At 73.6% G+C, this 23,063-nt stretch carries 20 protein-coding genes; 9 read left to right on the top strand and 11 right to left on the bottom strand.

Annotated features, from left to right (window positions below; translation table 11 throughout):
• Nucleotides 1-114 precede the first annotated feature (114 nt).
• Together AB0O29_RS06375 and AB0O29_RS06370 are read right to left on the bottom strand one after the other, a co-directional pair.
• Nucleotides 115-2,967: an EAL domain-containing protein gene (locus AB0O29_RS06375; protein WP_365146985.1), complete on the bottom strand. Its 2,853-nt coding sequence runs from the start codon at nt 2,965-2,967 to the stop codon at nt 115-117.
• Between the two features lie 304 nt (nt 2,968-3,271).
• Nucleotides 3,272-4,219, bottom strand: a complete 948-nt coding sequence (locus tag AB0O29_RS06370; RefSeq protein ID WP_365146926.1) for a 2-hydroxyacid dehydrogenase — start codon at nt 4,217-4,219, stop codon at nt 3,272-3,274.
• Between the two features lie 85 nt (nt 4,220-4,304).
• Between AB0O29_RS06370 and AB0O29_RS06365 the strand changes: the two genes are divergently transcribed.
• The 3 genes from AB0O29_RS06365 to AB0O29_RS06355 all read left to right on the top strand — a co-directional run bounded on the left by AB0O29_RS06365 (nt 4,305) and on the right by AB0O29_RS06355 (nt 6,984).
• Nucleotides 4,305-5,312, top strand: coding sequence for an aldo/keto reductase (locus AB0O29_RS06365; protein ID WP_365146923.1), 1,008 nt, complete (start codon nt 4,305-4,307; stop codon nt 5,310-5,312).
• Nucleotides 5,313-5,436: 124 nt separating this feature from the next.
• Nucleotides 5,437-6,675, top strand: a complete 1,239-nt coding sequence (locus tag AB0O29_RS06360) for a PQQ-dependent sugar dehydrogenase (RefSeq protein ID WP_365146920.1) — start codon at nt 5,437-5,439, stop codon at nt 6,673-6,675.
• A 51-nt stretch (nt 6,676-6,726) separates the two neighbouring features.
• Nucleotides 6,727-6,984: a DUF6191 domain-containing protein gene (locus AB0O29_RS06355; RefSeq protein ID WP_365146917.1), complete on the top strand. Its 258-nt coding sequence runs from the start codon at nt 6,727-6,729 to the stop codon at nt 6,982-6,984.
• On the opposite strand, the gene AB0O29_RS06350 is transcribed toward AB0O29_RS06355, so the two are convergent.
• From AB0O29_RS06350 to AB0O29_RS06325, 6 genes are all read right to left on the bottom strand, one after another.
• Complete coding sequence (locus AB0O29_RS06350; protein ID WP_365146914.1) at nt 6,981-10,019, bottom strand: AAA family ATPase; 3,039 nt, start codon at nt 10,017-10,019, stop codon at nt 6,981-6,983. The genes AB0O29_RS06355 and AB0O29_RS06350 overlap by 4 nt on opposite strands.
• An 80-nt stretch (nt 10,020-10,099) precedes the next feature.
• On the bottom strand, nt 10,100-10,294 hold the full coding sequence (locus tag AB0O29_RS06345; protein WP_365146911.1) for a hypothetical protein: 195 nt from the start codon (nt 10,292-10,294) through the stop codon (nt 10,100-10,102).
• A 159-nt stretch (nt 10,295-10,453) separates the two neighbouring features.
• Complete coding sequence (locus AB0O29_RS06340; protein WP_365146908.1) at nt 10,454-11,071, bottom strand: hypothetical protein; 618 nt, start codon at nt 11,069-11,071, stop codon at nt 10,454-10,456.
• Nucleotides 11,072-11,174: 103 nt separating this feature from the next.
• The gene (locus tag AB0O29_RS06335) at nt 11,175-11,729 is read right to left on the bottom strand and encodes a GNAT family protein (RefSeq protein WP_365146905.1); all 555 of its coding nucleotides are present in this window, start codon (nt 11,727-11,729) and stop codon (nt 11,175-11,177) included.
• Between the two features lie 27 nt (nt 11,730-11,756).
• Nucleotides 11,757-13,988 (bottom strand): MMPL family transporter, encoded by a 2,232-nt coding sequence (locus tag AB0O29_RS06330; RefSeq protein WP_365146902.1) that lies wholly within the window; start codon nt 13,986-13,988, stop codon nt 11,757-11,759.
• Nucleotides 13,989-14,123: 135 nt separating this feature from the next.
• Complete coding sequence (locus tag AB0O29_RS06325; protein ID WP_365146982.1) at nt 14,124-14,579, bottom strand: signal peptidase I; 456 nt, start codon at nt 14,577-14,579, stop codon at nt 14,124-14,126.
• A 61-nt stretch (nt 14,580-14,640) separates the two neighbouring features.
• Here AB0O29_RS06325 and AB0O29_RS06320 point away from each other — a divergent pair, with 61 nt between their 5' ends.
• The 4 genes from AB0O29_RS06320 (at nt 14,641) to AB0O29_RS06305 (ending at nt 18,929) form a co-directional block, all read left to right on the top strand.
• Nucleotides 14,641-15,432, top strand: a complete 792-nt coding sequence (locus AB0O29_RS06320; RefSeq protein ID WP_365146979.1) for a GNAT family N-acetyltransferase — start codon at nt 14,641-14,643, stop codon at nt 15,430-15,432.
• Nucleotides 15,433-15,685: 253 nt separating this feature from the next.
• Nucleotides 15,686-16,198 carry a DinB family protein gene (locus AB0O29_RS06315; RefSeq protein ID WP_365146899.1) on the top strand — a complete coding sequence of 171 codons (513 nt, stop codon included), beginning with the start codon at nt 15,686-15,688 and terminating at the stop codon, nt 16,196-16,198.
• A gap of 98 nt (nt 16,199-16,296) precedes the next feature.
• A complete protein-coding gene (locus AB0O29_RS06310; RefSeq protein WP_365146976.1) occupies nt 16,297-18,345 on the top strand; it encodes a penicillin acylase family protein in 2,049 nt (682 codons plus the stop codon).
• Nucleotides 18,342-18,929, top strand: coding sequence for a GNAT family N-acetyltransferase (locus AB0O29_RS06305; RefSeq protein ID WP_365146896.1), 588 nt, complete (start codon nt 18,342-18,344; stop codon nt 18,927-18,929). Before AB0O29_RS06310 ends, AB0O29_RS06305 begins: the two co-directional genes overlap by 4 nt.
• On the opposite strand, the gene AB0O29_RS06300 is transcribed toward AB0O29_RS06305, so the two are convergent.
• Nucleotides 18,904-19,704, bottom strand: coding sequence for an alpha/beta hydrolase (locus AB0O29_RS06300; protein WP_365146893.1), 801 nt, complete (start codon nt 19,702-19,704; stop codon nt 18,904-18,906). The two genes, AB0O29_RS06305 and AB0O29_RS06300, sit on opposite strands and share 26 nt — an antisense overlap.
• Nucleotides 19,705-19,863: 159 nt before the next feature.
• On the opposite strand from AB0O29_RS06300, the gene AB0O29_RS06295 reads away from it, so the two are divergent.
• Nucleotides 19,864-20,688 carry a helix-turn-helix transcriptional regulator gene (locus AB0O29_RS06295; RefSeq protein WP_365146890.1) on the top strand — a complete coding sequence of 275 codons (825 nt, stop codon included), beginning with the start codon at nt 19,864-19,866 and terminating at the stop codon, nt 20,686-20,688.
• The gene (locus AB0O29_RS06290; RefSeq protein WP_365146887.1) at nt 20,685-20,924 is read left to right on the top strand and encodes a DUF397 domain-containing protein; all 240 of its coding nucleotides are present in this window, start codon (nt 20,685-20,687) and stop codon (nt 20,922-20,924) included. Before AB0O29_RS06295 ends, AB0O29_RS06290 begins: the two co-directional genes overlap by 4 nt.
• A 13-nt stretch (nt 20,925-20,937) precedes the next feature.
• Here AB0O29_RS06290 and AB0O29_RS06285 read toward each other — a convergent pair whose 3' ends face one another.
• Both AB0O29_RS06285 and gatB read right to left on the bottom strand, forming a co-directional pair.
• Nucleotides 20,938-21,462, bottom strand: a complete 525-nt coding sequence (locus AB0O29_RS06285) for a hypothetical protein (protein WP_365146884.1) — start codon at nt 21,460-21,462, stop codon at nt 20,938-20,940.
• 86 nt (nt 21,463-21,548) lie between these two features.
• Nucleotides 21,549-23,060, bottom strand: a complete 1,512-nt coding sequence (gene gatB, locus AB0O29_RS06280; RefSeq protein ID WP_365146881.1) for an Asp-tRNA(Asn)/Glu-tRNA(Gln) amidotransferase subunit GatB — start codon at nt 23,058-23,060, stop codon at nt 21,549-21,551.
• Nucleotides 23,061-23,063: the final 3 nt, after the last annotated feature.

Raw genomic sequence — 23,063 nt, 5'->3', positions numbered from 1 at the left:
GCGTCGGCGGTGTGGAGCGGGGACATGCAGGTCCCAGCTTCAGCCGACGCGCTTTCCAAGTACGAGAATTCGGGTGCGCATGGCATTGACCCTCCCTCCGGCGGGAGGTCGATGTCAAGCGGGTGGGACGGGCGTCTCATTATTTGAGCCTCTACGGATGACCATCGAGCCACCGGACGAGCCCCCGGCCAAGGCGGGCTGGGCCGTACCGCCCGGTACTGGGAACGTACCTCTCACGAGCGCGCGGCGCAGCCTGTATTCGTCGAGCGGTCCGGAAAACGCCATTCCCTGGCCGTGGCTGCAGCCCATGGCGCGCAGGGCCGCCACCTGCTCGGGGAGGTCCACCCCGTCGGCCACGGACTGCATGCCCAGATCATTTGCAATGCGCAACAATCCGGCGGTGATCTTGTGCAGGCGGGCGGACTCGACGACGCCCTCGACCAGGCCCCGGTCCAGCTTGAGCAGGTCCACGGGGAGGCGGCGGAGGGCACTGATGGCCGCGTAGCCGCTGCCGAACCCGTCGAGGGCGATCCGTACGCCGAGCCGGTGCAAGGCCGTCAGGCGGCGCTCCAGCTCGTCGAAGGGCACTCTGGGGTCGGAGGCGGCCAGTTCGAGGACGAGGGCCCCGGAGGGCAGCCCGTGCCGCCCGAGCAGGGCCTCCACGGAGCCGCCGGGCATCGAGCGGTCGAGCAGCCGCTGCGCGGTCATCCGGACGACCACTGGTACGTCGTGCCCCGCCAGATGGCGCTCGGCGGCCTCGGCCACGGCCTCCTCCAGGAGCCATCGGCCCAGCTCGGCGGCGCGGGAGGGGTCCGGCCCGCCGCCCGGGCCGCCCTCGCTGTGTTCGGCCACCCGGAGGAACTCCGAAGGGGTGAACAGGATCCCCTGGGCGGAGCGCCAGCGGGCCTGCGCGGCCACCGCGGAGACCTCGCCGTCGGCCAGGCAGACCACGGGCTGGTGCAGCAGGGCGAACTCGCCCTCGTGCAGCGCGGTGCGCAGCTTCCCGGCCAGTTCGGCCTTGCGGACGACCTCGGCCTGCATCTGCGGGGCGTACAGCTCGACGCGGTCCTTGCCGCCGGCCTTGGCCCGGTACATCGCGAGGTCCGCGTTGCGCATCAGGTCCGAAGGGGTGATGCCGGGGTCGGCGAAGGCCACGCCGATGCTGGCGGCGACCCGGACGTCGCTGCCGGCGATGCGGTAGGGCTGGGAGAGGGTGGCCCGCAGCCGGTCGGCGATGTCGTGGACCTGGTACTCGCGGGCGCTGCGGTCGCGGCTGCCGTCGCCGAGGATGAGCGCCGCGAACTCGTCGCCGCCGAGGCGGGCGGCGGTGTCCCCGGCCCGGACGGCGTCCTGGAGGCGGCGGGCGGCCTCGATGAGCAGTTCGTCGCCCGCCTGGTGGCCGATGGTGTCGTTGACGGCCTTGAAGCCGTCGAGGTCGATGAAGAGCACGGCGGTGCTGTGGTCACCGGCGCGGCGGCCGGTGAGGGCCTGGCGGACGCGGCGGGTGAACAGGGCCCGGTTGGGCAGGTCGGTGAGCGGGTCGTGCTCGGCGCTGTGCTGGAGCTGGGCCTGGAGACGGACCCGCTCGGTGACGTCCCGGCTGTTGAGGATGAGTCCGCCCTGGTGCCGGTTGACGGTGGACTCCACGTTGAGCCATTCCCCGCCGCCCGATTTGAACCGGCATTCGATGCGGGTGGTGGGCTCCTCGGCGGGCGGGGCGGCCAGGAAGCGGCGCACTTCGTGGACCACGCGGCCGAGGTCCTCGGGGTGGATGAGCGCGGCGAGTTCGGTGCCGACCAGCTCCTCCGCCTCGCGGCCGTAGACGCCCGCGGCGGCGGGGCTGACGTAGCGCAGGGTCCCGGTGGGTGCGGCGATCATGATGACGTCGCTGGAGCCCTGGACCAGGGAGCGGAAGTGGTTCTCCTTCTGGGCCAGTTCCTGGGTCAGCGCGATGTTGTCGAGGAGCATGATGCCCTGCCGGACGACGAGGGCGAGCACGACGCTGCAGCCCATGAAGATCACCACTCGGTTGAGCTTCCCTCCGTCCGGCACGTTGTAGAGCAGCCCGATCGTGCAGACCGCGGCCGCCAGGTACGGGGCGAGGGCGGGCAGGGAGCCCGTGATGGGCCGGCTGTGGGGCCGGCCGGCGCGCGGGGGCGCGGGCCGCGGCGCGGTTTCCGGCCGGCGGGCGCTCCAGGGGGCGTAGGCGAACAGCAGGGAGCCCGCGAACCAGCCGGCGTCGAGGATGTCCCCGGAGCGGTAGGTGGTGTTGAGCAGCGGCGAGGTGAACAGGGCGTCGCACAGGACGGTCAGGGCGAGGGCCGCGATGGCCCCGTTGATGGCCGAGCGGTTGGCGGCCGAGCGCCGGAAGTGCAGGACCAGGACCATCGAGACGAGCGCGATGTCGAGGAGCGGATACGCGAGGGAGAGCGCGGTGCGCGCGACGCTGACCTCGGCTCCGGACGGCGTGGGGCGGGCGTGGCCCGCGAGGGCCAGGCTCCAGGCGAAGGTCAGCAGGGATCCGGCGATGAGCCAGGAGTCGAGCGCGAGGCAGACCCAGCCGGCCCGGGTGACGGGGCGCTTGGCGAGGACGAGCAGGCCGACGATGGCCGACGGGGCGAAGCAGAGGAAGGCGAAGTCCGCGAGGGAGGGGAAGGGCAGTTTCTGGTGGAGGACCACCTCGTACCAGCCCCAGACCCCGTTGCCCAGGGCCCCCATGAGCGAGGAGAACGCGAACATCAGCCAGGTGGGGCGTTCGCGCCGGTCGACCGTGCGGGCGTAGTGGAAGCAGGAGAGGGCGGCCAGTAACCCGGCGGAGCTGAGGCCGAAGTCGCCCATGACGAGGGCGAGTTCCTCCGATCCCCAGCCGAGGGCGGCGCCGACGGCGTATCCGCCGCAGACCACCGCCAGGAGGAGTTGCCCTCCCGGTCCCCTGCGCCCGCCGCCGGTGACCGGTGGCCGGGTCAGGAGCGCCGCCCCCGGGGCGCTCACCGGAGCCCCTCGCCGGCTGGTTCCGGCCGGGCCCCGTCGCGGCGGCGCCGCCTCCGGCGGCCCTGCCGCATCGGATCCTTCGTCCATTGGCCGTGCATCGCCCGTCGCCCCCCAAAGTGTCCGTTCACCCCAGCGCCAGACGTACGTGGCGCAGCCCCTTGTTCCGGACGATACACCACTTTCGTCACTCAGTGACATAGCTTCTCTACTCTCCGTCACCACCGGGAGGCGTGTGGCAACTGCTCGCATACGTATGGACGCGGAGAGTGTGCGCGGTGGTTCAGTCCGTGATCAGAACGGTGTTCTCGACCGGCTCCCCGGCGGCGAACCGGGCGAGCTGGCGGGCCACGAGGCGCTTCGCCCGGGGCTCGAACGCCGAGCTGCTGCCGCCGACGTGAGGCGTGATCAGGACGTTCGGGGCGTGCCAGAGCGGGTGGCCCGGGGGCAGCGGCTCCGGGTCGGTGACGTCGAGGGCGGCGCGCAGCCGGCCGGACTCCAGTTCGGCCAGGAGCGCCTCGGTGTCGGCCACGGGGCCGCGCGAGACGTTCACCAGGAGGGCGCCGTCCTTCATCCGGCCGAGGAAGGAGGCCCCGGCCAGGCCCCGGGTGTCCTCGGTCAGCGGCGTGCAGAGGATGACCACGTCCGCGTCCGGGAGCAGGCCGGGGAGGTCGCCGAGGGCGTGCACCGGCCCGTGCGGGGCGGTGCGGGCCGATCGGGCGACGCGGGTGATCCGGCCGCACTCGAAGGGCAGGAGCCGGTCCTCGACGGCCGCGCCGATGGACCCGTAGCCGACGATCAGCACGGACCTGTCGGCGAGGGCCTCGTAGAACCCGCCGCGCCACTCCTCGCGGTCCTGGCCGCGCACCATGCCGGGGATGCCGCGCAGGGAGGCGAGGGTGAGAGTCAGGGCGAGCTCGGCGGTACTGGCCTCGTGGACGCCGCGGGCGTTGCACAGCCGGACGCCGGGGCCCAGCAGGCCGAGGCCGGGCAGGACGTGGTCGATGCCGGCGGTGAGGGTCTGCACGACGCGCAGGGCGGGCATGGCCGGGAGCGGACGCAGGGTCACGGCCTGGGACTTCATGTACGGGGTGACGTAGAAGACGCAGGCGGCGGGGTCGGCCGGGAACTCGTCCTCACCGTCCCACCGTCGGTAGCGGAAGGAGTCGGGGAGGCCGTCGATCTCCCCGGGCGGGAACGGGAGCCAGACGTCCGCGGTCGTTGCAGTCATGATCCCGAGGCTATGCGAAGCCCAAGTGATCAAGCCGTTAGTTTGAGGGCCGGACCGGGACAGGGCCGGGCGGGGGGAGGCAGGGGTGGAGCGCAGGTCGATCGGGTCGGGACCGCTGACGGTGGGGGCCATCGGGCTCGGCTGCATGCCGATGAGCTGGGCCTACGCGCCGTCGCGCCGCCGGGGCGAGGAGTCGCTGCGCACCCTGCACACGGCGCTTGACCTCGGGGCGAACCTGCTGGACACGGCCGATCTGTACGGGCCGTTCACCAATGAGCTGGCGGTGGGGCGGGTGCTGCGCGAACGGCGGGCCGAGGCCTTCGTGTCGGCCAAGGTGGGGCTGCGGGCCGGCGAGGGGCATGTGGTGGCCGACGGGCGGCCGGAGTACGTGCGGCGGGCGTGCGACGCCTCGCTGCGGCGGCTGCGGACCGAGGTCATAGACCTGTACCAGCTGCACCGGGTGGACCCCGAGGTGCCGGTGGAGGAGACCTGGGGGGCCATGGCGGAGCTGGTGCAGGCGGGCAAGGTGCGGGCGCTGGGGTTCTGCTCGCTGGGCGCGGGGGCCGGGCCGGGTGCGGGGCGGCGCGGGGACCGGGGGTACCGGTCGACGCTGCGGCACCTGGAGCGGGCGCAGCAGGTGTTCCCGGTGACCGCGGTGCAGGCGGAGCTGTCGGTGTGGTCGCCGGAGGCGGCGTGGCAGCTGCTGCCGTGGTGTGCGGCGCGGGGGGTGGGGGTGCTGGCGGCGATGCCGCTGGGCAGCGGGTTCCTGACCGGGACGCTGACGCCGGGGCAGGGGTTCGAGGAGGCGGACGTGCGGGCCCGCCATCCGCGGTTCACGGCGCACGCGATGGCCTCGAACCAGGTGCTGGTCGCGGAGCTGCGGCGGGTGGCCCGGCGGCACGGGCCGGAGGTGACGGCGGCGCAGGTGGCGCTGGCGTGGGTGCTGGCGCAGGGGCCGCACGTGGTGCCGGTGCCCGGGGCGGACCGGGCGCACTGGGCGGCGGAGAACGCGCGGGCGGCGGAGGTGCGGCTGACGGCCGGGGAGCTGGCGGGGTTCGCGGCGCTGCCGGCGGCGGTGGGGGCCTGGGACTGACCTTCCCCGGATCTCCGCCACAACCACTCGATCGGGTGTACGAGTGGTGGAACCCGGGCACCCGCCGGATCTGTTGAGTCTTGTGAAGGGCAGGACCGGAGGACGACCGGAGGGGAGCGGGACCATGCGGTACGAGGTGCGGGGCGGGGTTATCGGGGCGGGGCGGTACGGGTCCGGGCGCTACGGAGCCTGGGGCGCGCGGCGGCGGATGCTGGCGGGGCTCGCCCTGGCGGGCTGCGGGGCGCTGCTGGCGGCGGGGTGCTCCCCGCCGGGCGGGGCCCCGCCCGGGGGCGGGGGCTCCGCGCCGGGGTCCGCGCCGGCGGCCTCCGCTGGGGCGTCGGCGGGGGCGGGGGCTTCGGCGGCGCCCGCCAAGGGCTCCGTGACGGTCACGGGCGAGGTGGCCAAGGGGCTGGACTCCCCCTGGGGCGTGGCCCCGCTGCCCGGCGGGGACCTGCTCGTGGGTTCCCGGGACAAGGGCACGATCAGCCGGGTCCGGACGGACACGGGCGAGGTGACGCCGATCGGCAGGGTGCCCGGGGTCGCGCCGGGCGGGGAGGGCGGACTGCTGGGGCTCGCGCTGTCCCCGGCCTTCGCCTCCGACCGGCTGGTGTACGCGTACTTCACGACGGAGTCCGACAACCGGATCGCCCGGATGCGCTACGACGAGCAGAGACCGCCCGGGCAGCAGCTGGGCGCGCCGGACACGGTGCTGCGGGGCATCCCCAAGGGGCTGATCCACAACGGCGGGCGGATCGCCTTCGGGCCGGACGGGATGCTCTACGCGGGGACGGGCGAGACCGGGAACACGGCGCTGGCGCAGGACCGGAGGTCGCTGGGCGGCAAGATCCTGCGGATGACCCCGGACGGGAAGCCGGTGCACGGGAATCCCGAGCCGGACTCGGTCGTCTACTCCTGGGGGCACCGCAATGTGCAGGGTCTCGCCTGGGACCCGGACAAGCGGCTGTGGGCCTCCGAGTTCGGGCAGCACACCTGGGACGAGCTGAACCTCATCGTGCCGGGCGGCGACTACGGGTGGCCGGCCGTGGAGGGGAAGGGGGGCGGGGCGGGCTTCCGGGATCCGGTGGCCGTCTGGAAGACGGACGAGGCCTCGCCGAGCGGGATCGCCTGGGCGGAGGGCTCGATCTGGATGGCCGCGCTGAAGGGCGAGCGGCTGTGGCGGATCCCTCTGAAGGGGACCGCGGAGGCCGCGGCGCCCGAGGCCTTCCTGACCGGGAGGTACGGCCGGCTGCGGACGGTGGTGCCGCTCGGCGGGGACCGGTTGCTGCTGGTCACGAGCGAGACGGACGGGCGCGGGTCGCCTCAGGCGGGCGACGACAGGATCCTGGGACTGACGGTGCGGTGACCGACGGAGCCCCGGTGGGGGGCGGAAGGCGCGGTGGGCACGGTGTTCAACATGATCGAGGAGTTGTTCAACCCGGGGCGGCGGCACACGGACGAGGAGAAGAAGCGCCTCGAACTGTCCCGGACCGACGTCGGCGACGGCGATCCGGGACGGGGGCCGATAGACCTCGACTCCGGCTCGGTGCTCATACGCCCGGCCGCCGGCCGGCCGCCGGAGGCGGACGGGACGGCGGTCGGGGCGGATGCGCCGGCCGCGCCGGATGAGGAGGGCGCGGCGGACGGGGCGGACGGGGCCGGGCGGGCTCCTTAGGGCTGCGGCTCCAGGGGGGTGAACAGGCGCAGCCGGTGGGCGAGCGCGGCGGCCTCTCCGCGGCTCGCGACGCCCAGCTTGGCCAGGATGTTGGAGACGTGCACGCTGGCCGTCTTCGGGGAGATGAACAGCTCCTCCGCGATCTGACGGTTGGTGCTGCCCGTCGCGACCAGGCGCAGGACGTCCCGTTCGCGGCTGGTGAGTCCCAGGGCCTCGATCGGGTCCGTGTCGGGGACCGGTGCGGCCGGGCGGGCCTCGTCGGGGGTCAGCGGCAGTCTGGCGCGCTGGGCGAGCAGGGCCAGGTCCTCGCGGAGCCGGCGGGAGCCGAGCCGGTCGGCGGTGGCGTGGGCGTCGCGGAGCAGGCCGGCGGCCGTCTCGCGGTCGCCGCCGGAACCGAGGAGCGCCTCGGCCAGCCGGTGGCGGGCGCGGGCCAGCAGGAAGGGGCGCTCCAGGGGGCCGGCGGCCGCCTCGACGGCCGTCCAGTCGGCGACGGTGTCGCGGCCCTCGGCGCGCAGCAGCTCGGCCCTGAGGTACTCGGCGTGGGCGCTCCACAGGGGTGCCGGGGTGGCCAGGGAGCGGGCGGCGGTGCGCAGAGCCTCCAGGGCGGCGGCCCGGCCCTCCTCGGTGCCGGGCAGGCCTCGGGCGTCGGCCTCGGCGGTGGCGGAGGCCAGCAGGAGGGGCCAGGCGTAGCGGTGCTGGCCGAGCGGGAAGCCGGCGGCGATGGCCTGGGCCGTCTCGGTCCGGACGTCGGCGATGCGGCCCTCTCCCTGGGCCACGCCGACGGCCAGCCGGAAGAGCGGGATCCGGTGCTGGGGCTGGCTGTCGTGGGTGCCGAAGTGGGCGTGGGCGGCGGCGAGCTGGGCGGTGGCCTCGGCGAGTTCGCCGCGGGCCAGGGCCAGGTAGGCCAGGCGTGCGGAGGCGGAGCCGCGCGGGGCGGCGCCGTGGCCGACGTGCAGGGTGCGCCGGGCTGCTTCGGCGGCCTCGTCCCAGCGGCCGAGGCTGTACAGGCTCTCGGCCATGTTCCCGCGGACCCAGGCCTCGGTGTCCAGGAGCCGGGCCCTGCTGACGAGTTCGACCCCTTGTTCGGCCAGTTCCACGGCTTCGCGGGACCGGCCCATCGATTCGAGCTGGGAGGTGATGTTGATATGGGCGCGGCCGGCTACGACGGTGTGTCCGAGTTCGGTGGCGCGGTCCTTGACCGTGTGGAGTTCGGCGAGGCCGGTGTCCGTGGCACCGGAGTCCATGAGCAGGCATCCGTAGGTGATCCGGGCGTTGAGCTCGGTCTCCTCGGCGCCGATCATGCGGGCGTACTCGACGGCGCGTTCGGCGGCTTCGAGGTTGCCGGGGCCGGGGTTGTGGAGCATGCCCCAGCCCGCGACCCGGACGAGGACGTCGGCGTGCACCTGGGACGGGGGCAGCCCCTTGACCAGTTCCTGCGCGGTGGCGATCTCCTGCCAGCCGTCGCCCCGGCCGAGGTTGGCGATGAGGCGGGAGCGCTCGGTCCAGAACCAGGCGGCGCGCAGCGGGTCGCCGCCGTCCTCGTCGAGGATGCGCAGGGCCAGCTTGGTGAGCTTGAGGGCCCGGTCGCGCTCGCCGCCGTAGCGGGCGGCGACGGTGGCCTCGGCGAGGAGGTCGATGCGCCGGAGGGGGGTGGTGGCCGGGTCGCAGCCGCAGGGCGGGTAGACCTCGGTGTAGTCGGCGGGGCGCAGTTCGTCCCGGATCTCGTCGGGGACGCTGTCCCACAGGTCCATGGCCCGTTCGAGCAGGGCGAGCTGCTCGGAGTAGGCGTGCCGGCGGCGGGCGGTGACGGAGGCGGCGAGGATCGCGGGCAGGGCGTTGGCGGGGTCGTTGGCGGCGTACCAGTAGTTGGCGAGCCGGATGACCCGCTCCTCGGCGCGGATGAGGGTCTCGTCGGCCTCCACGGCCTCTGCGTAGCGCCGGTTGACGCGGGCGCGCTCGCCGGGCAGCAGGTCGTCGCTGACGGCCTCGCGGACCAGGGAGTGGCGGAAGCGGTAGCCGTCGCCGTCGGGGGTGGCGAGGAGGATGTTGGCGCCGACGGCGGCGCGCAGGGCCTCGATCAGCTCGTCCTCGCCGAGCCGGGAGACGGCGAGCAGCAGCGGGTACTCGACGGTGGATCCGCCCTCGGCGACGATGCGGACGACGCGCTGGGCGGCGTCGGGCAGGACCTCGACGCGGACGAGGAGGAGGTCGCGCAGGGATTCGGTGAGTCCGGTGCGGCAGCCGGTCTCGTGGGAGGCGACGAGTTCCTCGACGAAGAAGGCGTTGCCGTCGGAGCGGTCGAAGACGGAGTCGACGAAGGCCTCGTCGGGCCGCGAGGCGAGGATCCCGGCGAGCTGGCGGCGCACTTCGCCCCGGTTGAAGCGGGGCAGTTCGATGCGCTGGACGGTGCGGAGCCGGTCGAGTTCGGCGAGCAGGGGGCGCAGCGGGTGGCGGCGGTGGATGTCGTCGGCCCGGTAGGTGGCGACGAGGACGAGCCGGCCCCGGCCGAGGCTGCGGAAGAGGTAGGCGAGCAGGTGGCGGGTGGAGGTGTCCGCCCAGTGCAGGTCCTCCAGGACGAGGACGACGGTGCGGTCGGCGGCGAGGCGCTCCAGCATCCGGGCCGTCAGCTCGAAGAGGCGGGCGGTGCTCTCCTCGTCGTGCGGGCCGCGGGGGGTCTCGCCGAGTTCGGGGAGGATGCGGGCGAGCTCGTCCTCCTGGCCGGCGGCCGCGGCGGCGAGTTCGCCGGGGAGCAGGCGGAGCAGGGTGCGCAGGGCCGTGGAGAAGGGGGCGAAGGGAAGGCCCTCCGCCCCGATCTCCACACATCCTCCGACGGCCACCACGGCTCCGCGGCGGGCGACCTCGCCGAGGAACTCCTCGGTCAGCCGGGTCTTGCCGACTCCGGCCTCACCTCCGATGAGGAGGGCCTGGGGCTCCTGGTCCGCGGCGCGGGCCAGGGCGTCCACGAGTACGGCCAGTTCGTCGGCTCGGCCGACGAACACCGGGCTGACAGATCTGGTTTCCACGCCGCCGAGCATCGCACACAGGTCCGGTCGGGCGGCAGTCGATATCGGTGGGCTCGTCATCTCGCGTCAGTCCACGGGGTGCGCGGCGCGGGTCACGCGGCGCGGGTGAAGAGGCTGCGGTGGCGGCTCACCGTCCTCTCGCGATTCTGGCCGAGAGAGCCGCGGGGGGCCTTCTTGGCCTCCTGGGCCATCCGGTACAGGTCGGCCTCGCGGATGAGGTCGGCGCGGCGGGCGGTGGCGATCTCGTACTCGAACATCTCGTTCTCCCCGGTTGCTCTTCTCGGCACCTCGTTCGGTGTGATCCAAGATTCGCGTCCCAGAGGGGTGCGGCACATGGGGCTCATGCCGCATCTGTGGGACCCCGGGGTCCTTAGGCCGGGGCCCCTAGGGCCTGAGGGGGCCTGGAGCCGCCCGGGGGCGGCCTAAGACGGGGGGTAAGGCGGTGCCTATTCGGCGGCCGTCGGGAGCGGGACGAGGAGGTCGAAGTACATGAGTCCGAAGAGCAGGACGCCGAGGACGCCGAGGGCGACGGCGGCCCAGGAGACGGAGCGGACCCAGGTGGGGTGGACCCGGCCGGGGGCGCCGAAGGCGGGGGCCGCGAGGACGAGGGCGGCGAGGAGCAGGGCGAGGGCGGCGAGGAGGCCGTTGACCAGGGCGGTCATGTGCCAGGCGTCGCCGTACAGGGCGGCGATCTTCTCCTTGGCGGTGGTGGCGTTGGCCGACTCGATCTGGCCGATGAGGGTCTGGCGTTCGCCGATCACGCGGGCCACCCAGCTGCCGCTGAGGGCGACGAGCCCGAGGCCGGCGGCGGTGACCGCGGCGGCCGCGGAGCCGACGCCGGTGGGGCGCTCGGGGAGGGCGTCGGCCTCGTCCGCGTCGAGGTCCTCGCCGGTCTCCTCGGCGGCAGCCCCGGCCGGCTCGGCCGAGGCGTCGGTCTCGGCGGCGTCGGTCTCGGCGGCGGGGGCGGCGGTGTCCTCGGGCCCGGCCGGGGCGGCGGTGTCCGGCTTGTCCTCGGCGGCGTCCGCCTCGGGGGCGGTCGGGGCGGCGGTCTTGGTGGTGTCCATGGCGGGCACCGTAGGCGGCGTTTCTGAGAGGCTCCTGAGAGGGTTCGCGGCCCGCCGGTCCCGCCGGCCCGCCGGCCCCGGGCGGGGCCCGCGGGCGGGGCGGCTACGCGGTGGGGGCTGCGGCCCGTTCGTGGGCGAGGAGCGACCAGACCTCGATGTCCTGGCGGACACCGCGGTGCAGGTGGCTCTCGCGCATGACGCCCTCGAGGGTGAGGCCGAGGCGCCGGACGACGGCGATGCTCTTCTCGTTGCCGCCGGCGACGTGCCACTCGACGCGGTGCATTCCGCGGACGTCGAAGGCCCAGTCCATGAGCAGCCGGCAGGCCTGGGTGACCAGGCCCCGGCCGGTGCCCGCGGGTTCCATCCAGCAGCCGATCTCGCAGTTGCCTGCGGCGGCGTCGAAGTTGGCGAAGAGGACCCCGCCGACGAGGGTGCCGCCGACCCGGATGCCGTAGAGGCGGCGGCCGTCGGCGGCGGCCTGCTCGGCGTTGGAGCGCAGGAGCCGCCGGGCCGATTCCAGGTCGGTGGTGCGGTCGGGGAAGCCGATGAACCGCCCGATGAACTCCCGGCCCCGGTCGATGTGCGCGAGGAACTCCTCGGCGTGCCAGACCTCCAGCGGGAAGAGCTGGGCGTCCTCGGACAGGTCTATCGCGAACATGCGTGTTTCCTTACGGCTCGTGGCCGGTCAGCGGGAGGAGTCGGCCGGCTGCGCGTGGTCCGCGCCCGGCCTCTGGGCCGGGAGCACCGCGCGGGGGCGGCACTCCGGGGGTTCGATGCTGATCCTGGGCAGCCGCCGGTCGAGCCAGGCGGGGATCCACCAGTTGGCCCCGCCGAGCAGGTGCATGAGCGCGGGGACGAGCAGGGTGCGCAGGACGAAGGCGTCGAGGGCGACGGCGGCCGCGAGCGCGATGCCGAACATGGCGATGATCCGGTCTCCGCTGAGGACGAAGGCCAGGAAGACCGAGATCATGATGACGGCCGCCGAGTTGATCACCCGGCTGGTCTCGGCGAGGCCCACGCGCACGGCCCGCCGGTTGTCGCCGGTCTCCAGCCACTCCTCGTACATCCGGCTGACGAGGAAGACCTGGTAGTCCATGGAGAGCCCGAAGAGCACGGACACCATGATCACCGGCAGGAAGGGCTCGATGGGGCCGGCGCTGCCCAGGCCCAGCAGTTCGCTGCCCCAGCCCCATTGGAAGATCGCGACGACCACGCCGAAGGAGGAGGCCACGGCGGCGACGTTCATGGCGGCCGCCTTGAGCGGGATGCCGATCGAGCGGAAGGCCAGCAGCAGGAGCAGGCAGCCGAGGGCGATGACCACGCCGACGAAGAGCGGCAGCTTGCCGACGATCACGTCGGCGAAGTCGTCGTAGCCGGCGGTGACCCCGCCGACGTGGGCCTTCATGGAGCTGCCGTGGCCGGCGCGCGGGATGACGTCCTGGCGGAGGCGGTCGACCAGCTCGCTCGTGGCCCGGGACTGCGGGGCGGAGTCCGGGACGACCGTCAGGAGGGCGGTGTCGCCGCTGCGGTTGAAGACGGCCGGGCCCGCGGAGGCGACTCCGTCGGTGGTGCGCAGGGCGTCGGCCAGCCGCTGGACGGCGACGCGGTCGGCGGCGCCGTCGAGTCGGGCGACGACGGTGAGCGGGCCGTTCACGCCCGGGCCGAAGCCGTCGGCGAGCAGGTCGTAGGCCTTGCGGGTGGTGGCGGTGGCCGGGTTGTTGCCCTGGTCGGAGGTGCCGAGGTGGAGCGAGAGGGTGGGCAGTGCGAGGACCGCCATGACGAGGGCGGCGACCAGGCCGAGGAGCTTGGGGTGGCGTTCGACGAAGGCCGACCAGCGGGCCGCGAACCCGGTGGGCGACTCGGTGCGGGGGCCCTCGGCGGCGAGCCTGCGGCGCTCGCGGCGGGACAGGGCGCGTATGCCGATGTACGAGAGGAGGGCGGGGAGCAGGGTGACGGAGGCCGCCACGGTCAGCACCACGGTGAGCGAGGCGGCTATCGCGACGCCGTTGAGGAAGCCCAGGCGCAGTACGAGCATGCCGAGCAGGGCGATGCAGACGGTGGCCCCCGCGAAGACGACGGCCCGGCCGGTGGTGGCGACGGCGTTCTCGCCGGCCTCCTCGACGGTGAGGCCGCGGGCCAGGCCCTTGCGGTGCCGGGTGACGATGAAGAGGGCGTAGTCGATGCCGACCCCGAGGCCGACGAGGGTGCCGAGCATCGGGGCGAAGTCGGCGACGGCCATGGTGTGCCCGAGCAGGGTGATGCCGAAGTAGGCGCTGCCGACGCTGACGAGGGCGGTGGCGATGGGCAGCAGGCTCGCGGCGAGGGAGCCGAAGGCGAGGAAGAGGACGACGGCGGCGATGGCCACGCCGATGACCTCGGCGAGGTGCGGGCTGGGGGCTTCGGTCAGGCCGATGGCGCGGCCGCCGAGTTCGACCCGGAGGCCGTCGGTCTCGGTGGCGGGGTTCTTCGCCGCGTCGACGACGGCTCTGGCCTGGGCCTTGGGTACGGAGTCGGCCTGCCGGTCGAAGGTGACGACGGCGTAGGCGGTACGGCCGTCGGGGCTGATCTGGGCGGCGCCGCCGGGGCCCGGTCCGTAGGGGCCGCTGACCGAGCCGATGCCGGGGAGGGCGGCGACGGCGTCCAGGGCGCGGCTCATCCGCCGTTCGACGTCGGGTGTCCGCACGGTCTGGTGGTCCGGGGTCCGCCACACGATGGTGTCGGTGTCGCCGCCCTGGCCGTGGAAGCCCTCGCGCAGCAGGACGTTGGCCTTGCTGGTCTCGGTGCCGGGGACCTCGTAGTCGTTGGAGAACGCCGTTCCGGCGGAGGCGGCCGCGGCGGCGGTCCCGCCGAGGGCGAGCAGCCAGATCAGGACGGTGACCAGCCGGTGTCGCATGCACCACCGTGCGATTGCTGCCAACGGACGTGCTCCCTGGTGGTTCGGATCTTCAGCGGGAGTGGGCCCGACGCAAAGAACGCTTGAACTCGTGAAGTCGTGACGGGTGGGTCGTGGACTTGTGAAAGGTGCGGCCGCGGGCGGCCAGGGTGCGTGGGTTTACACCTCGGTCGACACGATCGCAGCGTTTCGTGATCGTTGGCCGCTTTCGTGTGCACCGTCACAGGCCGTGTGACCTTCGGCGGGCCCTTCGGCCCGGTAGCCCGGGACGGAGGGCCATCGGACGGTGAGGACGACGGTGTCCTCCTCGGCGTACCAGGAGTGGTCGACGCCGCGGCCCCAGACGACGTAGTCGCCCTGTTCGGCGAGGACGACGGTGCGTCCGGGGAACTCCAGCCGGAAGCGGCCGCTGATCAGCACCTGGAGGGCGGTGCGCCGCTCCCCCGTGACCCAGCGCTCGCGTGCCTCGCCCTTGGGGTGGACGCCCCACTTGATCTCGACGTCCGCACTGTGCCGGGGGTCGCCCGGCTCCTTGAAGTGCCCCAGGAGCCAGCCCCGGTCGGCGGCGGCGTCGGGGGTGGCCTTGCCGGTGTAGATGGTGTGGTCGTCGCTCACAGGGGTGAGGCTAATCGACTTGTGGCGGCCGTGGATCAGCTGATGGGGTGCGCGCATGACGATGGATCCTGATGAACTGCTGAAGGTGCGCGACCGCTACGACACCGAGGTGCGGCGCGGCTCGGAGGGCCCGCACGTGGAGCGGGCGGGGCGGGTCGTGCGGATCAGCCTGCCCGGCTGGAACGGCGTGGTCTGGTCGGACCTCGACGAGGACACGGCGGACGCGGAGATCGCGGCGCAGGTGGCGCACTTCGGCGCGGGCGGGCGGGAACCGGGCGGGACGGGGCCGGTGTTCGAGTGGAAGCTGTACACCCACGACCGCCCGGCCGACCTCGCCGACCGGCTGCGCGCGGCAGGGTTCGCGCCGGAGCCGGCCGAGACGCTGATGGTGGGCCGGACTTCCGACCTGGCCGCCCTGCCGGTGGAGCCGCCGGCGGGGATCACCCTGCTGCGGGTGACGGACGAGGCGGGCGTGGACCTGATGATGGCCGCGCACGACCGGGCCTTCGGCGTCGAGCGGCCCCGGATCAAGGAGGAGGTGCTCGCCCAGCTGCGCGAGGACCCCGAGTCCATCGAGGTCGTGGTGGCGATGGCCGGGGAGGTCCCGGTCAGCTCGGCGCGGATGGAGATGCGGGCGGGCAGCGACTTCGCCGGCCTGTGGGGCGGCGGCACGGACCCCGAGTGGCGGGGCCGGGGCATCTACCGCCTGCTGGTGGCGCACCGCGCCCGGATCGCGGCCGAGCGGGGCATCCCGTACCTCCAGGTCGACGCCTCCGACGACAGCCGGCCGATCCTGGAACGGCTGGGCTTCGGCGTGCTGGGCGTGACCGTCCCCTACATCTGGCAGGGCTGACGCACGGCCCACGGCGGCCCGCCGGAGCGAAGACGGCACACGGCGGCCCGCCGGGACGGACGAGGCACACGGCGGGCCGCCGGGGCAAGCCGGGCACGCGGCGGGCCGCCGGGGCAAGCCGGGCACACTGCGGACCGCCGGGACAGCCGGGGCACACGCCAGGCCGCCGGGGCGGACCGAGGTGCGCGGCGGGCCGCCGGGGTTGCCCCGAAATCGCTTTCCGGGCCGCCGAAGAGGCGGCAGGATCACGCCCATGGACACCACCGAACGCATCGGCCCGCCCCTGACCGGGGACGAGCGCGAGACCCTCCGGGCCTTCCTCGACTACCACCGGGCCACCCTCGCCTGGAAGTGCGACGGGCTCACCGACGAGGAACTGCGCCGCCCGGCCTCCCCGCCCTCCACCCTCTCCCTGCTGGGCCTGGTCCGGCACATGGCCGAGGTGGAGCGCCAGTGGTTCCGCCGCACGATCGGCGGGGACACCGAGGTCCCCCACGTGTGGTCGGACAGCCGCGACTTCCAGGCCGCCTACGACGCCTCCGGCGCGACCCGCGCCGAGGCCTTCGCCGCCTGGGAGGCGGAGGTGGCGCACTCCCGCGAGGTGGAGGCGGCCGCCGAGTCGCTGGACGTGACGGCGTACGTGCCGAAGTGGGAGGAGGACGCCTCGCTGCGCCTGGTGATGCTGCACATGATCCACGAGTACGCCCGCCACAACGGTCACGCGGACCTCATCCGGGAGGGGATCGACGGCACCGTCGGCGCCTGACCGGCCCTGGCGTCAGGCCCTGGCGTCAGGCCCTCCCCCAAACCCCCTTATAGTTAGGCCAGCCTAACCTAAGACACTGGGGGAAGAGCGTGAGCGCTGTGACCACCGAGGCCTACGAGGTCTACCGCGACAGCTGGGGCATCCCGCACCTGCGCGCGTCCGACCCGCTCCGCCTCTCCTACGCGCAGGGCCGGACCACCGCCCTGGACCGGGCCTGGCAGCTGGAGGTGGAGCGGCACCGCGCGCAGGGCTCCAGCGCCTCCTTCCTCGGCGCCGACTGCGTCCCCTGGGACCGCTTCGCCCGCCAGGCCCGCCTCGACGACACCGCCCGCCGCTGCTTCGAGGCCCTGGACCCGGACACGGCGGCCTGGGTCGGCGCCTACGTCGACGGGGTCAACGCCGGCCTGGCCGAGGGCGCGGCCCGCGACGGCCGCTTCGCGGCGGCCGGCCACACCCCCGCCCCGTGGGAGCCGTGGGTCCCGCTCTCCATCTGGATCGGCACCCACATCCTCTTCGCGGGCTTCGCCACCAAGCTGTGGCGCGACCGCGTCGCCCGCGCCCTGGGCGACGCCGCCACCACCCTCTTCGCGACCGACGGCCCCGGCACCGCCGGCAGCAACGGCTGGCTGGTCCCGGGCGACCGCACCGCCGCCGGCGCCGCGATCATCGCCGGCGACCCGCACCGGTTCATCGAGGACCCGGGCGTCTACCAGCAGATCCGCCTGGCCTGCCCGGAGTACGACGTCCTCGGCCTGGCCGTCCCCGGCGTCCCGGGCCTCGCCCACTTCGGCCACGCCGGCTCCGTCGCCTGGGCCATCACCAACGCCATGGCCGACTACCAGGACCTCTACACCGAGCGGCTGCGCCCCGCGGCCTACGGGGTCGAGGCCCTGGGCCCCGACGGCGACTGGGAGCCGGTCGCCCGCCACACCGAGACCGTCAGGGTCGCCGGCGGCGAGGACGTCGAGGTCGAGGTCCTGGAGACCGCCCGCGGCCCGGTGATCGTCAACGACGACTCCGCCGTCCTCTCCCTGCGCTACCCGCCCCGCGTCCGCGCCGACCTCGGCTTCGCCGCCCTGCCCGCGCTGCTGCGCGCCCGCACCGTCGCCGACGTCGACCGCGCCCTCGACGGCTGGGCCGAGCCCGTCAACGTCGTGCACGCCGCCGACTCCGGGGGCGGCCTGCTGCACCGCGTCGCGGGGGCCGTCCCGCTGCGCGAGGCCGCGAACCGGCTGCGCCCGGTGCCCGCCTGGGACGCCCGCCACGCCTGGCGGGGCTGGGCCGAGATCCCCGCCGAGCCGGTGCAGGGCTTCGCCGTGATGGCGAACGCGCGCGGGATCGCGTCCCCGCTGGGCGTGGAGTTCGCGCCCCCGCACCGCGCCGACCGGATCCGCGCCCTGCTCAGCGGCGCGGCCGACTGGTCCCCGAAGGCCATGGCCGAGGTCCACCGCGACACCTACCTGGCCTCCGCCGAACCCCTCCTCGCCCTGCTGCCGGGCCTCGACACCCTCTCCCCCGCCGCGGCCGCGCTCCGCGACCGGCTGCTGGCCTGGGACCGGCACATGGAGGCCGACAGCACCGACGCCGCCGTCTTCGCGGCCTTCCGCACGGCCGTCGTACGCCGCCTCGCGGCCGACCCCGTCTTCGCGGACCTGGCCGGCGCCCCCGGCGGCCCGGAGGTCTTCCACCCCTGGCTCTACCTGGTCCCCCGGGTCGGCTACGCCCTGGAGGGCCTCCTCACCACACCCCTCCTCCCGGGCCTGGACCGCGCCGCGCACGTCCGCGCCGCCCTGGAGGCCACGGCGGCGGACGACGCCCCCGAGACCACCTGGTCGGACGGCCACCGCCTGACCCCCTGGCAGGCCGTCCCGGACCCGGAGGCCGAGTGGCCGGGCCTCGGCGGCGACCACGACTGCGTGAACGCCACCTCCTCCGTCCCCGGCGTCACCGACACGGTCGCCCGCGCCTCGGCCGCCCGCTACGTCTGGGACCTGGCCGACCGGGACAACAGCCTCTGGGCGGTCCCCCTCGGCGCGGACGGGGTCACGGGCTCCGCCCACCACCGCGACCAGCTCCCGCTCTGGGCCCGCTGCGAACTCGTCCCCGTCGTCACCGACTGGACCCGCCTCACCAAGGAACCCTCATGACCCGCACCGCCGTCTACAGCCGCCCCGTCGAGGGCTTCGGCACGGTCTCCTTCACCCCCGTCGACCCCGCCGCCGACTCCGCGCTGATCCACAGCTGGGTCACCGAGGAGCGGGCGCGCTTCTGGGGCATGGGCGAGGCCAGCCGCGAGCTGGTGCGGGAGATCTACGAGGACGTGGACCGCCGCACCACCCACCACGCGTTCATGGTCGGCCTGGACGGGGAGCAGCTCGCGCTGTTCCAGACGTACGACTGCGCCGAAGACCGGGTCAGCGAGTGCTACGAGGTGCGGCCGGGGGACGTCGGCGTGCACCTGCTGATCGGCCCCAGCCGGGGCGCGGCCCGGCACGGGTTCACGGGGGCCCTGATGGAGGCCTTCCTGGCCTACCTGTTCACCGAAGCGGGCGCGCTGCGGGTGGTCGGCGAGCCCGACGCCCGCAACGCCAAGGCCATCGCCCTGCTGGAACGCACCGGCTTCGAACTGGGCCCGGAGGTGGAACTCCCGGAGATCGACCTCCCCGAGGTCTACCTCCCGGCCAAGCCCGCCCGCCTGGCCTTCCTCAGCCGGCCGGACGCTGCTCGCTGAGGAACTCCGTGATCAGCGCGGTCCATTCGGCCGGGCGCTCGGCGAAGGGGAGGTGCCCGGTGGGCAGTTCCGCGTACCGGGCGCCCGGCACGGCCGCGGCCAGCTCCTTCTGGAGCTCCAGGGGCACGAGCCGGTCCTCGGTGGTCGCGATCACCAGGGCCGGCACGGAGACCCCGGCGGCCTCCGCGCTCAGGTCGGCCCCCTTGATCAGGTCGACCTGCCCGACCGTGCCCGCCGACACGGACGCGGCGGTCGCCCGCACCACCTCCTCGGTCTCCTCCGCGCTCAGCCCCTCCAGCACCGCCGGGTTGAGCGCCAGCGGCACCATCAGCCGCGCCAGCAGCTCGTTCTCCCCGCGCGCCGCCAGCTCCGACCACAGGTCACCGACCAGCTTCAGCCGGTTCCCGGCGCGGAGGAAGGTGGCGGTGAGCACGAGCGCGGTCACCCGCTCCGGATACCGGGCGGCGATCCGCAGCGCGACGTTCCCGCCGAGCGAGTACCCGAGCACGGCGAAGGTCTCCAGCCCCTCGGCATCGGCGGCGGCCACCAGCTGATCGGCCAGTTCGTCGAGCCGGAGCGGCTCGTCCGCCTTCGGGGTCCCCCCGGTCCCGGGGTAGTCGACGCCGACGACGCTGTGCCCGGCGGCCAGTTCGTCGAGGATCGCCCCGAAGTTGCTCTCGACGGCCCCGCCCCCACCGTGGGCCAGCAGCAGCCCGGGGCCGCCGCTCTCCTTGCGGACGGTGCGGGCGTAGGGGGTCGTGGTGATGACGGACATGGGAGTCCCCTCGGCATTTCTATAGCGGTCGTTACGGATTGAACGATACACAGATTCAGTAACGAGCGCTACAGAAGTCGCCCCGTACAAGGGTTTTGTACGGGTGGCGTACGGGCGGTTCAGGAGTCAGCGGGGCCGGGAGGGGGGAAAGTGTCCGGCATGCCCCAACGCAACAGGCCCCAGCGCAACGGCTCTTGGAAGGTCGTCGGCGTCCTGCTGGCCCATCAGCGCAATCTCTCCGGACTCACCCAGGCCAAACTGGCCGAACTGGCCCACTGCGACGTGGAGTCCATCGCCTCCGTGGAACAGGGCCGCCGGCCCCTGTCGGTGAAGATGGCCCAGGTCCTGGAGCCCCACCTCGACGCGAAGGGGGCCGTACTCAACGCGGCAACCGCGATTCCGCGGCGAGAGCGATACCCGGCGTTCGCGCGGGAGTACATGGACCACGAGGAGGAGGCGCTCAGCCTGCTCTCGTACCAGAACGCGGCCATCCCTGGCCTGCTCCAGACCCCGGAGTACACGGAAGCAGTGTTCTCGAACTTCTACCCGCCCATGCCCGCCGACCAGATCACTCAGCAGACTGAGGATCGAACCGCACGCCAGGCCCTCTTCCATCGGAAGCCTCAGCCTCCGGTGATGCACTTCATCATCGAGCAGTCCCTGCTAGAGCGCCCCATCGGCGGCCGGGACGTCCTGCGCGGGCAACTACGGCATCTCCGCACGATGGCCGAACTCCCCTTCGTGGGAATCCAGATCATCCGAACCGACCGCGAGACACACGCGGGCCTGAATGGCCCGATGATCCTCCTGGAAACCCCGGACCACGACCAACTCGGCTACCTGGAAGGCCAGCACGTGGGCTTCCTCCAGGACGACCCGGACGAGGTCCATCTCCTCCATCTCAAGTATGGGATGCTGCGTTCGCAGGCGCTCTCCATCGAGCACAGCAAGAGCCTGCTGGACGACCTGCTAGGAGAGTCATGACGCAGCAACTGGCTTGGTTCAAGGCGAGCTACAGCGGCAGTCAGGGCGGTGACTGCCTGGAAGTCGCCTACGTCTGGCGCAAGTCGAGCTACAGCGGCGACGCCGGCGGCGACTGCGTCGAGGTCGCCGCCCACCCCGCCGCCGTCCACGTCCGGGACTCCAAGGTCACCGACGGCCCCGTCCTCACCGTCTCCCCCACCACCTGGGCCGCCTTCGTCGGCGGCACCACCCGCTGAGCCCGCCCCGCGTTCAGTCGGACGAAGACACCCCGAGGTCCGCCCGCATGGCAGCCCGCATCTCCCGGAGCAGGTCCCAGACCTCCTGCTGGGCACGGGAAACGGTCGCCATCGTCTCACCGTCCTCGGGGGCGTCCCGCTCCAGGCGCTTGACCTGGCCGTAGACCAGGGTCAAGGCGTGGTTGACGACGGTCGCCGGGCCGAGCACCGCGTCGGGGGCGATCATCTGCGCCTCCGAGTACGTGTCCCGGTGCGCGGACTTCGCCGCGTCGAGCGCCTCCCGGTCCGCGTCCCCGATCCCGCCCTCCCGCATGACGTGCAGGTGACGGTTGAGGGCGGTCGTGTACTGCCGGGAGTCCCGGTTGAGGGCCGCGTAGCAGCCCCGCCGCAGGGCCAGGTTCTCCCGCTCGTCCTCGTGCCCCCGTACGAGCTCTATCTCCCGCCGCTTCGCCCGCTCCGCGCCCCGCTGCGTGAGCAGCGACGCGCCCAGCGTCCCCACCACGCCCACGACGGCGATGACCATCGCCCCGATCTCCACCCCTGATCCCCCTCCGCATACAGAAGAGACGGCCCGTACCGATCGGGTCGATCGGTACGGGCCGCCGTGCTCACAGCCGAACGGAACTACTCGGAGACGCCGAGCTTCTCCAGGATGAGCTCCTTGACGCGGGCCGCGTCGGCCTGGCCGCGGGTGGTCTTCATGACCGCGCCGACCAGGGCGCCGACGGCGGCGACCTTGCCGCCGCGGATCTTGTCGGCGATGGCCGCGTTGCCCGCGATGGCCTCGTCCACGGCCGCGCCCAGCGCGCCCTCGTCCGAGACGACCTTCAGGCCGCGCTTCTCGACGACCTCGTCCGGGGTGCCCTCGCCGGCGAGGACGCCCTCGATGACCTGGCGGGCGAGCTTGTCGTTCAGGTCGCCGGCCGCGACCAGGGCCGCGATCCGGGCCACCTGGGCCGGGGTGATCGGCAGCTCGTCGACCGAGACGCCCTGCTCGTTGGCGTTGCGGGCGAGCTCGCCCATCCACCACTTGCGGGCGGCCGCCGAGTCGGCGCCCTCCTCGATCGTGGCGACGATGGAGTCCACCGCGCCCGCGTTGAGGATGGACTGCATGTCGTGCTCGCTAACGCCCCACTCCTCGCGGAGGCGGTTGCGGCGCACGCGCGGCATCTCCGGGAGGCCGCCGCGCAGCTCCTCGACCCAGGCGCGGGCCGGGGCGACGGGGACCAGGTCGGGCTCCGGGAAGTACCGGTAGTCCTCGGCGTTGTCCTTGATGCGGCCGGCCGTGGTGGAGCCGTCCTCCTCGTGGAAGTGCCGGGTCTCCTGCACGATGGAGCCGCCCGACGAGAGCACCGCCGCGTGGCGCTGGATCTCGAAGCGGGCCGCGCGCTCGACGGAGCGCAGCGAGTTGACGTTCTTCGTCTCCGAGCGGGTGCCGAATTCCTTCGTCCCGTTCGGGCGCAGCGACAGGTTGACGTCGCAGCGCATCTGGCCCTTGTCCATGCGGGCCTCGGAGACGCCGAGCGCCTTGATGACCTCGCGCAGCTCGGCCACGTACGCCTTGGCGACCTCGGGGGCCCGCTCGCCGGCGCCCTCGATCGGCTTGGTGACGATCTCGATGAGGGGGATGCCGGCTCGGTTGTAGTCGAGCAGGGAGTGGGACGCGCCGTGGATACGGCCGGTGGCGCCGCCGACGTGCAGCGACTTGCCGGTGTCCTCCTCCATGTGGGCGCGCTCGATCTCCACGCGGAAGATCTCGCCGTCCTCCAGCTGGACGTCCAGGTAGCCGTTGAAGGCGATGGGCTCGTCGTACTGGGAGGTCTGGAAGTTCTTCGGCATGTCCGGATAGAAGTAGTTCTTCCGGGCGAAGCGGCACCACTCGGCGATCTCGCAGTTCAGCGCGAGGCCGATCTTGACGGCGGACTCGACGCCGATCGCGTTGACGACCGGCAGCGAGCCGGGCAGACCGAGGCAGGTCGGGCAGGTCTGCGAGTTGGGCTCGGCGCCCAGCTCGGTGGAGCAGCCGCAGAACATCTTGGTCTTGGTGCCGAGCTCGACATGGACCTCAAGGCCCATGACGGGGTCGTACGAGGCGAGAGCGTCCTCGTACGACAGCAGTTCGGTGAAGGTGGTCACGGT

Origin of the sequence: Streptomyces sp. NPDC089915 (assembly GCF_040684675.1) — a bacterium.
In the GTDB taxonomy this organism is placed as follows: Bacteria; Actinomycetota; Actinomycetes; order Streptomycetales; family Streptomycetaceae; genus Streptomyces.
The sequence above is the reverse complement of the archived record's forward strand: the minus strand, read 5'-3'. Positions and strand labels throughout refer to the sequence as shown.